The sequence below is a fragment of the Elioraea rosea genome (genome assembly GCF_007644105.1).
GTDB classification, from domain to species: Bacteria; Pseudomonadota; Alphaproteobacteria; order Acetobacterales; family Acetobacteraceae; genus Elioraea_A; species Elioraea_A rosea.
On sequence record NZ_VFAC01000041.1, the window covers coordinates 17,067 to 31,039 of the forward strand.

The window sequence follows — 13,973 nt, forward strand, 5'->3', positions numbered from 1 at the left end:
CCCGCGATGCCGCGTTGGGTTCTGCCCCTAGTCTACACGCTGTCGGCGGTCGTCGCCGGGCTGGTCGTTCCGCGCATGGAGGCCGCGCTGATCCCGCCACTCGGCCTCGGTGTTTCGTCGGCCGCGGCGTTGACCATGCTTTCGGCCATCGCCTCGGGCATGATGGCGTTGACGGCGATCGTCTTCTCGATCGCCTTCGTCCTGGTGCAGTTCAGCGCGGTGACCTATTCGCCACGCATCGCGTTGCGATTCGCCAACGACCGGCTGCTCTTCCATGCCATGGGCATGTTCGCCGCAACCTTCTCCTACTCGCTTGCCGCGATGGCCTGGGTCGATCGGGCGGAGCGGTCCAACGTGCCCGAACTGTCGTGCCTGCTGTCTGTGGCGCTGCTGGTCGCAAGTCTCGTGGTGTTCACGCGTCTCGTCCAGCGGCTGAGCGACCTGCAGATCACCAACACGCTGCATGAGATTGGCAATACCGGTCGGGCCGCGATCGAGGGCATGTTCGCCGATGATTCGCTGCCCGCCGGGGTGCGGCCGGCACCGCCCGAAACCGCCCTGCCGCCGGCCGGGGCGCCGGTCCAGGCGCTGCACTACGTGGGCCCACCCGCAACCGTCCAGCGCCTCGACATCGCAGCACTCGTCGGCCTTGCCGAGGCAGCGGACGGATGCATCGTGATGGCCTGCTCGGTCGGCGATACGCTGAACGAAGGCGAGCCGATCCTGTTCCTGCATGGCGCGGCGGGGCCGATCGCCGAAGCGAGGCTCCGCAAGGCGGTATGCCTCGGCCGGGAACGGACCGTGGAGCAGGATCCGAAGTATCCGATCCGCCTGCTCGTTGACATCGCGATCAAGGCCCTCTCGCCCGCCATCAACGATCCGACCACGGCGGTGCAGGCGATCGACCAGGTCGAGGATCTGCTGCGGCGCCTCGCCCGGCACGACCCCGAGATCGGCCGCTTCGCAGGGAGCAGCGGGGCGGCGCGGCTGGTCATCCTGATGCCGACCTGGGACGACTACCTCTCCCTTGCCCTCGACGAGATCAGGATGTTCGGCGCAGGCTCGATCCAGGTCCTGCGGCGGCTGCGCCACACGCTGATGGGACTTGCCCGGATGCTTGGCAGCGACGACCCGCGTGCCGCCTCCGTCGCCCTCTACCTCCGTCACCTCGACGGGTTCATCGAGCGCTCGCCCCTCGACGCGATGGACAAGCGCACGGCAGGGCGCGAGGACAGCCAGGGCCTCGGCCTGACGCGCGAGCCGCGCCGCGGCTGAGCGCCGCTTCAGGCCACGCGGTTCAGGGCGCGGTGCCTGTCTTGATGGCGCTGTGCGCCTCGACGGCGTCCATCACGTAGCCCGCATAGGTCAGGGCCGCGCCGGCGTTGAGCGCGATGGCGACGCCGAGCGCCTCGGCGATCTCCTCCCTCGTCGCGCCGGCCTTCAGCGCTGCCTCGACATGGGCATTGATGCAGCCCTCGCAATGCGTGGTGATGGCGACGCCGAGCGCGATGAACTCGCGCGTCTTGGCATCGAGGTGCTTCGTCTGCTTCGAGGCGTGGTTCAGCGCGCCGAAGCCCTTGATGAGCTCCGGGTGCGCCTTGGTGATGTGCGCGACCGCGCCGCGCAGAGCAGAACGGAAGCCGAGCCAGTCCCTGATCATGAACTCTCCTTCACGCCGCCAGCGCGCGCTGAAACACGGCAGGGTCGACATTGCCGCCTGAGACGATCACGCCGACGACGGCATCCTTGAGGCTGACATTGCCGTAGAGCGCGGCTGCGAGCGCGACGGCCCCGCCAGGCTCGGCGACGAGCTTGAGATGGTCGAAGGCGAAGCGCATGGCGCGCAGCACGTCGCTGTCGGGCACAACGGCCGCGCCGTGCACGCGGCCCATGTTCACGCGGAAGGTAAGTTCCCCGGGCATCGGCGCGAGCAGCGCGTCGCAGAGCGTCGAGCCGCCGGGCTCGTTGCGAACGCGTGCCTTCTGCGCGAAGCTTCGCGCATGGTCGTCATGGCCGACCGGCTCGACGGCGATCACCGCAGCGCCCTTGCCCGTGCCCTCGACCGCGAGCGCCGAGCCAGCGAGAAGCCCGCCGCCGCCCGTGCAGACGAAGAGCGCATCGAGCTTCAACCCCGCTTCCTTCGCATCCGCGATGAGCTCGAGCGCGGCGGTGCCCTGGCCCGCGATGACATCGGCATCGTCGAAGGGCGGCACGAGCGTCGCGCCGCGCTCGGCGCAGAGCTTCCGGCCGATCGCCTCGCGGTCATCCTTCTCACGGTTGTAGTGCACGATCTCCGCGCCCCAGCGTTTCGTGCTCTCGACCTTGATGGTCGGGGCATCCGTCGGCATCACGACAACGACGGGCGCGCCGAACATCTTTCCTGCCGCGGCGCAGGCCTGGCCATGGTTGCCGGAGGAGAAGGTGACGACGCCGCCCTTCCGTTCCGCCTCCGACATCTGCGCGATCCGGTTCGTCGCCCCCCTCAGCTTGAACGAGCCGGTACGCTGCAGCGGCTCGGGCTTGACCAGCACCGCGGCGCCGAGGGCCGCGTCGAGCACTGGGCTCCGCAGCATCGGCGTGCGCACGATGCGGCCTTCGAGCCTTTCGCGTGCGGCCATCACGTCGTCGAACGTCGGAACCTTCACGTGGCGAATTCCTCCTGCATCGGATCGAGATCGACGGCGACGGAAAGCGCATGTGCGCCGCCGCCGAGCAGTACGCCTCGAAGGGGCGAGACATCCGCGTAGTCGCGTCCCCAGCCGAGCACGACATGCTCGTCGCGGACCACGATGTCGTTCGTCGGGTCGAGATCGACCCAGCCATGCTCGGGGCCGAGCCAGGCGCCGACCCAGGCATGCGACTGGTCGGCCCCCTGCCTTCGCGGCTGGCCCGGCCGCGGCCGCGTCCGCACATAGCCCGAGACATAGCGCGCGGGCAGCCCCAGCGCGCGCAACCCAGCGATCATGACGTGGGCGAAATCCTGGCAGACGCCGGCGCGGCTCGCGAGAACCTGGGCGATCGGTGTCGAGACGGTGGTCACGCCAGGGCGGAAGGCGAAGTCGCGCCGGATCCGCGCCTGGAGATCGAGAAGCGCCACGAGGACCGGCCGGCCGGGCGCGAAGCTCGCACGCGCATAGGCGCCTGCGCCGGGGTCCGCGGGCGCCATCGCGCTCGGCCAGGCGAACTCGGCCGCGCGCCAGCCTTCCGCCCGCGATGCGGCAGCGCTCACCTGTTCCCACGGCAGCGTCGCCTCCGCCGGCGGCGGCGGCGCGAATTCGGCCTCCACCTCGGCGCGGAGCGTGACGGTGAAGCGGTCATGCGGCGTCTCGACGAACATCCAGGTGACGAGGTTGCCGAAATGATCCGCACCCGAGGTGACGCGCACCGGCGCAGGGTCGGCAGAGAGGGAGGCGGCAAGCACCACCTGGCCGGGTAGCGGCCGCGGCGTCAGATGCAGCATGTGGCTCGCGAGGTCGACGACCTCGCCGTAGCTGTAGGTCGTCGCATGCGTGACGCGGTATCTCATCCCGCCGCCTGCTCCTCGCCGACGCCGACGGCCTGCGCTGCCGGGACGTGGCTGAAGTAGCGTCGCGCGATCGCGTCCGACAGCACGCCAACCTGGTGCGAGAGCGCAGCGAGCTGCGCGGGAAGAAGCACCGCCTCCGCGGCCGGCTCGCGCGCTACCGAGACGGCCTCGACCATCGCCTCGGCCTCGGCGCGAAGGCTGCCTGCGGAGCGGGCGAGGTCGCCCTCCGGCGCGCCCTGCACCTCGGCGAGCCGTCGCTCGACGGCATCGAGCTGGTAGGCGAAGGAGCGCGGGTTCGTCGGGTCGGCCAGGACGAGGTCGAGCACCGGCGCGGGCTGGAGCACGGAGAGGTAGCGGCTGCGATAGGTGATGGCGCTGTCGCAGAGCTCGACGGCGAGGCGAAGCCCGGCCTCGACGCGCGGCAGGGGCTGGTCGAGCGCGCGGCCGATGTCGCGCGCGGTGTGGGCTGCGCGCTCGATGCGCCTGCCGAGATCGAGGAACAGCCAGCCGCCGCCGCGGACCATGTTCTCGGCGGCGATGCCGGCCACGCCCGCCGAGAAGCGCATGATCGCCGCCGCCGCCTCGTTCAGCTCCTCGAGGCCCTGGCACGCGGCGGCCGAGCGTTCGCGCGCCTCCGCCGCGAGATGCATCATCGTCACCCACATGTCCGCCGTCAGCCTGTCGCGCACGCCGCGCGTCAGGCGGCCCACATGGTCGAACACCTGCGCGACCGGTCTGGCCGGGCGGCATACGTCGAGCATCGCGCGCGGCAGGGCCGGCCCGTCCGGCGCGGCGGCGGCGACCTCGGGCGCGACGATGCCGGCATCGGCAAGGCAGGCGGCAAGCGCGCGCAGCTCGGCAAGGTCGCGTGGCAGCAGCCAGCCACGGGAGAGGCGGAGGATGACGGCGCGCAGCAGGCGCGCTGCGTTCTCGAGCCGCTCCACATAGCGGCCGAGCCAGTAGAGATCGTCGGCCACGCGGCTCGGCAGCTCGCCCGACGCGCGGCGGATCGCAAGCGGCGGAAGGGCGAAGGCGGCGGGGCCGACGATGTCGGCGCGGTCCTCGCTCAGCACCCACACATCCTTCGCGATCCCCGCCTTCGGCAGCCGCCCCGTGAGCCGCTCGCCCTCGCCGATCAGCCGCGCGAGCCCGCCTGGCATCGCACGCCAGGTGCCCGCGCCGTCGGCCAGCGCGAAGAGGCGGAGCACCATCTCCTTCGGCGCGAGCCCCTTCTCGCCGAGCGCGGGCGCGGCGGAGGGCCGCACCGCCTCTGTCGCCGCGAAGGCCGCAGGCGTGGCGCGGATGCGCTCGAGCAATGCGGCGCGCGCACGCTCGCCCATCACCGACGGGTGCTGCGCCGGCGCCGCGCCATCGACGGCGGAGCGGATCATCCACCGTTCCGGGGCGGCAAGCACAGCGGCGGCAGAGGCGGCGTCGCCGAGCCAGAGCGTCGGGACGCTCGCGAGCCGCAGCCTTTCGCCGAGCACATGCTCGGCAAGCTTCGGCAGGAAGGCCGCGAGCGCAGGCGCCTCGGCGAGATGGCTTCCGGGATCGTTCACGACCCGCACGCCGCCCGCGCGCATCGCGTCGAGCAGGCCCGGGACGCCGAGCGTGCTGTCGGAGGCGAGCTCGAGCGGATCGGTCAGCCGTCCCTCGACGCGGCGCAGGAGCACGTGCACGCGCTGCAGGCCCTTCAGCGTCTTGAGGAAGACCTGGCCGTCGCGCGTGGTGAGATCTGCCCCTTCGACGAGCGCGCAGCCGAGCTCGCGCGACAGGAACACGTGCTCGAACCAGGTCTCGTGCGCGGCCCCCTGCGTCAGCAACGCAAGGCGGGGATTCTCCGCGCCCGAGGGGGCAGCGCGCTGGAGGCTGTCGACCCAGTGGTCGAAGAAGGGGCGAAGCTGCCGCACCTGCACGGAGCGGAACGCTTCCGGCATGACGCGCGCGACCATGCGGCGGTTCTCGCGCGCGAAGCCCACCCCGTTCGGCGCGCCGGCACGATCGGCCAGTACCTGCCACTGGCCCTGCGGAGTGCGCACGAGATCGGCGGCGAGAAGATGCACGATCGGGCGAAGCGGCGGGCTCGGCGCGCGGCAGGCGCGGAGGAACCCCGGGTTGCCGTAGACGAGCGCCGGCGGGATCAGCCCCGCGGCGAGCAGCCTCTGCGGCCCGTAGAGATCGGCGAGGATCTCCGACAACAGCGCGGCGCGTTGCGACAGCCCCGCCTCGAGCGCGGCGAACTCGGCAGCCGGCAGGACCATCGGCACGGGGTCGCACCGCCAGGGGCGCTGCACGTGGCCCTGCCCCGGGTCTGCCGGCAGGATGGTGACGACGCCCTCCTCCTCGAAGGCGCGGTCGAGCCGTCGTGCACGGTCCGCCAGCCCGCCCTGGGGAAGCGAGGCGAGCATGCCGACGATGCCTCGCCAGTGCGGCCGGATGCTGCCGCGCCCGTCCACCATCTCGTCCCAGAAGGGAGGAAGGGGCACCGGCGCTGCGAGGGCCGCGGAGTCTGGCGTCATCGGCGCAGTCTAGACGAAGCCCCGCCGGCAGGAAGGGATCGGAAATGCAACTCTCAGGCGAAGTGGCGAAGATCAAGCGTGCGCGGATGCTCGCTTCCTGCCGTGCCCTCCTCCATGCCGCGCGGCGGCGGGATGGCGCCGGGCGTGTGGCCCATCGGGAAGAAACGCGCGAGCCGCCGCGCCTCGGCCTCATTGGCGTTCACCGGCAGCGTCTCGTGCGCCCGCCCTCCGGGGTGCGCGACGTGATAGGTGCAGCCCCCGAGCGCACGGCCTGACCATGTGTCGTAGATGTCGAACACGAGCGGCGCCTGCGCGCCGATGCCAGGGTGCAGCGCCGAGGGCGGCTGCCAAGCCTTGAAGCGGACGCCGGCGACGTACTCGCCCTCAGTTCCCGTCGGCGCCAGCGGCACGGCGACGCCGTTGCAGGCGAGCACGAAGCGCTCCTCCACCCAGCCCGACACCTTCGCCTGGACCCGTTCGACGGAACTGTCGACGTAGCGCACCGTGCCGCCTGCCATCGCCTCCTCGCCCATCACGTGCCAGGGCTCGAGGGCGTGGCGAAGCTCGAGCTCCATCCCGCGCACGGCAACCACGCCGATGCGTGGGAAGCGGAACTCCTGGTGCGGCGCGAACCAGGCAGGGTCGAGCGCGAAGCCGTGCTCTGCGATCTCCTCGAGCACGTCGCGGAAATCCTCCGCCACATAGTGGGGCAGCATGAACTGGTCATGCAGGCGGGTGTTCCAGCGCACCAGCCGCCGCTCATAGGGGTTGGCCCAGAAGGCGGCGATGGCTGCACGCAGCAGGAGCTGCTGCACGAGGCTCATCCGCGCATGGGGCGGCATCTCGAAGCCGCGGAACTCGACGAGGCCGCGCCGCCCGCCGGAGCTGCCGGGGTCGTACATCTTGTCTATGCAGAACTCCGTCCGGTGCGTGTTGCCGGTGACGTCGATCAGCAGGTTGCGGAACAGGCGGTCCGTCATCCAGGGCGGCATCTCGGCGCCGGAGCGCACCTGGCTCATGGCGATCTCGAGCTCGTAGATGCTGTCGCCGCGCGCCTCGTCCACGCGCGGGTGCTGGCTGGTCGGGCCGATGAACTGGCCGGAGAACAGGTAGGAGAGCGAAGGGTGGTTGTGCCAGAAGGCGACCACCGACTTGAGGAGGTCGGGCCGGCGCAGGAACGGGCTCTCGGCCGGGGTCGAGCCGCCCATCACCACATGGTTGCCGCCGCCCGTGCCGACGTGCCTGCCGTCGAGGTTGAACTTCTCGGCAGCGAGCCCGACCTGGCGCGCCTCCTCGTAGAGTGTCTCGGTACGCCCGGCGAGCTCGTCCCACGAGTGGGCGGGGTGGACGTTCACCTCGATCACGCCTGGGTCGGGCGTGACGGAGAAATGGGTGAGCCCCGGGTGGAAGGGCGGCAGGTAGCCTTCGAGGACCACCTGGCGGCCTGTTTCGGCGGCGGTTTCTTCCACTGCCGCGACGAGGTCGAGCCAGTCCTCCGCCCGCGTCACCGGCGGCAGGAACACGTGCAGCATGCCCCCCCGCGGCTCGACGGCGAGCGCGGTGCGCACCACGTCGGGCTCCTCGCGCCCGGGCTCGGGCGGGCGCTGATCGATCACCCTCTGGGCGAGGCCGTTGCGGCGGCCGAGCATGGCGCGCGGCGGAAGCTGCAGGCTTTCGGCAAAGGGGTCGCGCGGAGGCTCCGCATCGATCGCCTCCGCCGTCGCCCAAGGCAGGCTGTCGAGCGGAAGCCGGTAGCCGATCGGCGAATCGCCCGGGATCAGGAACATCGGGCCCGAGGCTGAACCGTTCGTGCGGAAGAACCACCTGCCGCTCTGCCACCGCTTCGCCCCGCCGGCCTCGATGCGCCGCAGTGGCAGAACCGTTCCGACATCGGCGCCAAGCCCCTGGGCAAACACCCGTGCGAGACGCTCGCGCTCGATCGGGTCGGCGAGCTTGGCGTCCTCGACGACGACGTTCGCCGGAAGCCTCTGCTCGCGCCAGAGATAGTAGTGGACGTCCTCATGCGCGGCGATCGCGCAGCCAGGGTCGACCTGCAGGCGCTCGGCGAGACGTTCGACGAAGCGGCGCGCATCGGCCGCGGTGGCGGTGTCGCGGTCATCGTCGGAGGCAAGCAGGCCGGCGTCGCGCCAGACGGGCTCGCCGTCGCTGCGCCAGTGGGAATAGAGCGCCCAGCGGGGAAGCTGCTCGCCGGGGTACCACTTGCCCTGGCCGTATTGCAGCACGCCCCCTGGCGACCAGAGCGTATGCAGCCGGCGCAACAGCCGCCCGGCCATGCGCCGCTTGGTCGGGCCCAGCGCCTCGGTGTTCCATTCGGGCGCGTCACGATCCGACACCGCGACGAAGGTCGGCTCGCCCCCCATTGTCAGCTTCACCGCCCCTTGCGTCAGCGCCCGGTCGACCAGAGCGCCCATGCGGCCAACCGCCTGCCACTGCGCCTCGGAGTAGGGCTTCGTGACCCGCGGCGTCTCCGCGATGCGCCGGACCGACATCGCGAAGTCGAACGTCGTCTCCGCCTTCTCGACGACGCCGGTGATCGGCGCGGCGGAGATGGGGTCGGGCGTCGCGGCGAGCGGGATGTGGCCCTCGCCCGCGAACAGCCCGGAGGTCGGGTCGAGCCCCACCCAGCCCGCTCCGGGGAGGTAGACCTCGCACCAGGCGTGCAGGTCGGTGAAGTCCGCGCTCGGCCCCTCGGGACCCTCGACCGGCTTCACGTCGGCCACGAGCTGGATCAGGTAGCCGGAGCAGAACCGCGCGGCGAAGCCGAGATGGCGGAGCGCCTGGACGAGGAGCCAGCCCGTGTCGCGGCAGGACCCCTTGGCGTTGCGGAGCGTCTCCTCCGGCGACCACACGCCAGGCTCGAGCCGCACGATGTAGGAGATCTCGCGCGCAAGCCGGGCGTTGATCTCGACGAGGAAATCCACCGTCCGCCGCCGCTCGCGCGGGATCGTCTCGAGGAAGGCGCGGAGGAGCGGCCCGGCCGGCTCCGTTTTCCGGAAGGGCGCGAGCTCCTGGTCGAGGATGTGGTCATAGGCGAAAGGGGTGTGTTCCGCCTCGGGCTCGAGGAAGAAGTCGAACGGATTGATCGTCGCCATGTCTGCGACGAGGTCGATGGTGACGCCGAAATGGTCCACCCGTTCGGGGAACACGACGCGGGCGAGGAAATTGCCCTGCGGGTCCTGCATCCAGTTCAGGAAGTGCGGCTTGGGCGAGACGGTGAGGCTGTAGGACAGGATGGGGGTGCGGCTGTGCGGCGCGGGGCGGAGGCGGATCGTCTGCGGGCCGAGGGAGACGAGCCGGTCGTACCGGTAGGAGGTACGGTGCGTCAGCGCGACATGTATGCTCATCGGTGCTCCGGTCCCCTCGGCTCTGCGGCCCTCGTGGGACATAGCACGCAGCGTGCCGCGCGGAATTACCCGACGAGGCGGCCCGGGTCGGTAAGAAGCGCGGCCTCGCCGAGCCCGATCGCGGCCGGGTCGCGGCCGAGCACGAGCGCGGCGCAGAGCTGCGCGGCCGCCGGCGCGGTCTGAATGCCGTACCCCCCCTGGCCGGCCATCCAGAAGAACCCCTCCGTCCCCTTTGCCGGGCCGATGGCGAGCGAGCGGTCGGGGGTGAAGGTGCGCAGCCCCGCCCAGCGATGCTCGATGTGCGTCACGGGCAGCTCGATCGCCTCCTGCGCGCGGTCGATCGCGAGCGCGAGGTCGAGCTCGTCGGGCTGCACGTCGCAGGGCTCCATCGGCGTCTCGTCGGCCGGGGAAAGCATGAGCTTCCGCCTCGCCTCGGGCCGGACGTACCAGGTATGCGCCGCATCGCCGATGAGCGGCCAGGCGGAGGGGTCGTGACCGGGCGGACCATCCACGAGCAGCGCAGTGCGCCGCATCGGGGTGAGCCCGATCGGGGCGGCACCGGCCAGGCGAGCGACCACGTCGCCCCAGGCACCGGCGGCGTTGACCAGGAGCGGTGCCGAGAAGCGGCCCGCGGGCGTCGCCACCTCCCACGTCCCGTCGCGGCGGGAGATCGCTTCTGCCCGCGCATCGGTCACCACCTGCCCACCGCGTGCGCGAAGCTGGCGAAGATAGCCATGGTGCAGGGCATGGACGTCGATGTCGAAGGCGTCCTCCTCCACCGCCGCGGCCGCGACATAGGAGGGCTTCAGCGCCGGGCAGAGGGCGCAGGCCGCCACGGGCGTGAGCTCGCGCATGCCCTCGCCTTCCGCGATCATCGCGGCGAGCTTCGCCTCCTGCCCTGGCGGGGCGAGGTTCAGCACCGCGCGGCGATGGGTGAGCGCATGCTCGGCGAACCCGCGCGGGGGGCTCTCGAAGAAGCCGCGGCTTGCGCCGGAGAAGATGCGGGCATCGCGCGGCCCGTAGTTCAGGATCCAGAGCGCGGCGGAGCGGCCCGTGGTGTGGTGGCCCGGCTGGCTCTCGGCCTCGAGAAGCGTGACGGACCGGCCCGCGGCGGCGAGTTCCGCGGCTACGGAGGCACCGGCGATGCCGGCGCCGATAACGATGATGTCTGAGCGGTGCATGGCGCGACCTTCGCCGTGCTGCGCCGCTCTGACAAGATTGTCTCGAGTTCGGTTACGCGTCCGCGAGGCCGTCGCGCATCGCGCGGTTGACGGTCACATGCAGCGCGATGTCCGGCTCGACCTCCTCGAGGTCGCCGAGCACCACGGCGGCGAGCTTCAGGAGGTCCTCGCGCAGCTCGCCCGGGATCGCCGTTCCGGCAGCGGCAACATCGCCGACCACCTGGCCCCAGAGCGCCTGCTGGTCCGACAGCGCGCGGCGGCGGGCAAGCGGGTCGCCTCCGGCGGCGAGAAGTGCCTCGGCCGTGCGCGAGAAGGCCTCGACGCTCGGCAGCCTCACCTCGTCCGCGACCATCGTGCTCATGCCGCGGTTCTGATCCGGAACAGGGTGGCGAGGCGCTGCAGGAGCGTCATTGGCGGGGTGACGCTTCCGTCCCCCCAGGCCCTTTCGAGGGCGGCGTTCAGGCATTGGCGGTTCCTCAGGCGCCGCTGGTCTGCGGCGAGGCGGCGCTGGACGAGGCAGACGGCGCGGACCGCCTCGGCGATCGGGCCTTCCGGATCGAGCATCGCCGCTGCGAGCCGGGGCGACGGCGCCTCGGCGATGGCTGCGAGAACAGGGCGCACATCGTGCCCGGCGACACGGATCGCCCCCGCGTCGATGCCGGTGATGACGCGTAGCCCGTGCATCGCTGACCCGTCGAGGAGAGCGATGCCCTCGCAGACCGCGCGGAGCCTGCGCCGGGAGGAATGGAACCCCCGCATGGCCGCCAGCCGTTCCGAAGGGGCGGCCCGCTGGTCCGCCAGGCTCTCGAGAAGCCAGCGCATGTCGCCGAGCAGGGTCTGGCAGCGGTCGAGCGCGGAGAGGGCCTCTGCGACGGAGGCAAGCCCCCGGGCGAGTGCCTGCTCGACGGCGCGGAGCCCCTCGGGCGGGCCGAGCGTCAGGGTGGGGAGGAGGAAGCGGCTCGCGGCGCGGTCTTCTTCCGGCGATCCGGGCGGTACCGTTCTTCCAGTCTGCGCCATTGCTGCCTCGCTTTCCCGACACGCCACCCCGCTTCCGGACCGACGCCGGGAGGGAGCGTGTCAGCATCCGCTGAAGGTCCGGTTAACTGCGAGACGGGTCTCAATTTCATTTCCAATGTCTCGCGCCGAACCGCTAATCCGAAGGATGCGCCGATCGTGCTGCCGTCGCAGTGATGCGCATCACAAGCCCTCAGATGCCATGGCGACATGACCCGATGATGAAGGCCGCGCACGCAGCGCGATGCGCAGACGATGGATCAGCCTCGGTCTGGGAGCGCCCAGGGGTTGGCAGCGCGGGGGCCGATACAGCCGCAGCGGACTCGGTGCGGTGGATTCGCACGCAAAGCCTCTGGCGTAGCAGGGGAATTGACGGCTAAGCTCAACTCACGAAACAGAATTCATAAGATGCGCGGGGACGACCGGTGGCAGGAAACGTCGGCCGCGCGCCGGAAACGCCTGATTGGACTGACCAGCGCGCCGCGGACGCCGTGGCGCGCATCGAACGGTCGATGGGGGATCCGGCGCGACCCGATACAGGGTGGACACTGATCGAAGGCGCGGTGATCGGCGATGCCGGGCCACGGGGCGATCTCGTGCTCGCCCATCGCGGCCTCGGCCTCGCGATCTTCCAGATCGAACCGAACTGGACGCCCGATGCGCTGGCGCGGCTGACGAAGCGCCTCGCCGAGGCAGGCTTTCCAGAAGCGTTTCCTGGCCGCCTGCCGGTGATCCACCGCCGCCTCCGGCGCGAGCTTATCCCCGAGCTCCGCGCCATCCTCGACGAGGCGTTCAGCCTCCAGCCGCGCCTCACGCTGCCCGAGGGCGCGAACTGGGTCGAGGCCGTGCGGCGGATCCTGACTTCCGGCGAACCGGTCGCGCTGGCCGCGCGGCCGACCATTGGCGAGGTGCCGCGCCTCGACATCGCTGCGCCGACGCCCTCCGTTTCACCGGTGCCCGACAGGGCGCAGCAGGCGCTCGAGCCACAGGAGCCGCCCGCCCTGGCCGCAGAGCCTCCCCTCGCAGAGGCGCCACCAGGTGGGGAGCCTCACCCCGAGCCGGCCGAACCGGCCGCCGAGGCCTCGCCAGATGCGCCGCCTGCCGCGCAGGTGCCCGAGGCGGTGGCCGATCCGACCCTCGAGACGGCGGCACAGGACCCTGAGAAAGCTGCGGTGCGCGCCGAGGCGGAGGCAGACACCGCACCGGCAACGGCTGCATCGCCGCCCGACGCGCAGGCCGAGGCGGCAGCAGAGCCAAAACCCGCGCTGACCCTGGTTCACGAAGCCACCCCCGACAGCATGCCGGCCCCGTCGCAAGACAGGGCCTCGGCCACGCCGCAGCCGCGGCGTCGCGCTGGCGCGATCGCTGCGATGGCCGGCGCGGGCATCGCCGCTGCCCTCGCGCTCGTTCTTCTGCGCTCGGAGGACGTGCCGCCCACCGCGCCGGCAGAGACGGCCTCCATCCCGCAGCGCCTCGCCGCCAACAATCACGCCACGACGCGGACGGACGCCGCGCCGCAGCAGGTCATGGCACCCATCGCTGCGCCCGCGCCGCTGCCACAGGACCCGCCCGTGCCGCCCGCCCCGACCCCGCCGGCGGTCAACGCAGCGGGTGTGGCGCTGCCCGCTCCCGTGGCGCAGCGGGAAGAACCGGCCGCGGCGGCACCCGCCAAGGCCGAGGCCGTCGCAGCGCCGGAGCCTTCGCCCGTCGTCACGGTCACGCTTGCTGGCGCACCGGCAGAGCGCGTCGAGGAACCGCAAGCGGCGGCGCCGGAAAGCCCGGCCAGCTCCGCGGCACAGGAGCCGATCGCGCCGATCGAGGAGCCGCCCGCCGCCAACATCGCCCTCGCCCTTGCCGTGCCGCCCCCTCCCGTCGCCGCGGTGCAGGAGCCGCCGCCGGCCAGGATCGAGGCAGCGATCGCAGCCATGCCTCCGGCACCGATCGCCGAACCCGACGTGCCGAGGATCGAGGCCGCTCTCGCCGCGGCGCCCGAGCCGCTGCCGCCCATCGAGGAGCCGCCTGCGGCCAGCATCGAGGCACCGCTCGCCATGGTTCCCGAGCCCGTCGCGCCGGTCGAGGAACCGCCAGCCGCCAACATCGAGGCAGCGCTCGCCGCGGTTCCCGAGCCTGTCGCGCCGGTCGAGGAACCGCCAGCCGCCAATATCGAGGCAGCGCTCGCCGCGGTTCCCGAGCCTGTCGCGCCGGTCGAGGAACCGCCTGCGCCCAGTATCGAGGCAGCGCTCGCCGCGGTTCCTGAGCCGGTCGCGCCGGTCGAGGAACCACCGGCACCAGACATCGCGGCGGCCCTGGCTGCCGAGCCGCGCGCCGCGGAGCCCGCCGCCCCCCCGCCCGCGCCCGCGGCACGGCC

At 71.9% G+C, this 13,973-nt stretch carries 10 protein-coding genes; 2 read left to right on the top strand and 8 right to left on the bottom strand.

What is annotated here, in order from left to right:
• Positions 1–6 precede the first annotated feature (6 nt).
• On the top strand, positions 7–1,275 hold the full coding sequence (locus FIF60_RS18285; RefSeq protein WP_144299729.1) for a DUF2254 domain-containing protein: 1,269 nt from the start codon (positions 7–9) through the stop codon (positions 1,273–1,275).
• A 22-nt stretch (positions 1,276–1,297) separates the two neighbouring features.
• Here FIF60_RS18285 and FIF60_RS18290 read toward each other — a convergent pair whose 3' ends face one another.
• From FIF60_RS18290 to FIF60_RS18325, 8 genes are all read right to left on the bottom strand, one after another.
• Positions 1,298–1,660, bottom strand: a complete 363-nt coding sequence (locus FIF60_RS18290) for a carboxymuconolactone decarboxylase family protein (RefSeq protein WP_144299730.1) — start codon at positions 1,658–1,660, stop codon at positions 1,298–1,300.
• A 10-nt stretch (positions 1,661–1,670) separates the two neighbouring features.
• Positions 1,671–2,645 carry a threonine ammonia-lyase gene (locus FIF60_RS18295; protein ID WP_239451699.1) on the bottom strand — a complete coding sequence of 325 codons (975 nt, stop codon included), beginning with the start codon at positions 2,643–2,645 and terminating at the stop codon, positions 1,671–1,673.
• Positions 2,642–3,526: a transglutaminase family protein gene (locus FIF60_RS18300; RefSeq protein WP_144299731.1), complete on the bottom strand. Its 885-nt coding sequence runs from the start codon at positions 3,524–3,526 to the stop codon at positions 2,642–2,644. Before FIF60_RS18300 ends, FIF60_RS18295 begins: the two co-directional genes overlap by 4 nt.
• Positions 3,523–6,045, bottom strand: coding sequence for a circularly permuted type 2 ATP-grasp protein (locus FIF60_RS18305; RefSeq protein ID WP_144299732.1), 2,523 nt, complete (start codon positions 6,043–6,045; stop codon positions 3,523–3,525). The genes FIF60_RS18300 and FIF60_RS18305 overlap by 4 nt, the downstream gene beginning before the upstream one ends.
• Before the next feature lie 53 nt (positions 6,046–6,098).
• Positions 6,099–9,410, bottom strand: coding sequence for a transglutaminase family protein (locus FIF60_RS18310; RefSeq protein ID WP_144299733.1), 3,312 nt, complete (start codon positions 9,408–9,410; stop codon positions 6,099–6,101).
• A gap of 65 nt (positions 9,411–9,475) precedes the next feature.
• Positions 9,476–10,591 (bottom strand): NAD(P)/FAD-dependent oxidoreductase, encoded by a 1,116-nt coding sequence (locus tag FIF60_RS18315; RefSeq protein WP_144299734.1) that lies wholly within the window; start codon positions 10,589–10,591, stop codon positions 9,476–9,478.
• 52 nt (positions 10,592–10,643) lie between these two features.
• Positions 10,644–10,952, bottom strand: a complete 309-nt coding sequence (locus FIF60_RS18320) for a flagellar biosynthesis regulator FlaF (protein ID WP_158639291.1) — start codon at positions 10,950–10,952, stop codon at positions 10,644–10,646.
• Positions 10,949–11,608, bottom strand: a complete 660-nt coding sequence (locus tag FIF60_RS18325; RefSeq protein WP_144299736.1) for a hypothetical protein — start codon at positions 11,606–11,608, stop codon at positions 10,949–10,951. Before FIF60_RS18325 ends, FIF60_RS18320 begins: the two co-directional genes overlap by 4 nt.
• Before the next feature lie 509 nt (positions 11,609–12,117).
• On the opposite strand from FIF60_RS18325, the gene FIF60_RS18330 reads away from it, so the two are divergent.
• On the top strand, positions 12,118–13,973 hold a 1,856-nt coding region (locus FIF60_RS18330), incomplete at its 3' end, for a hypothetical protein (protein ID WP_456305158.1).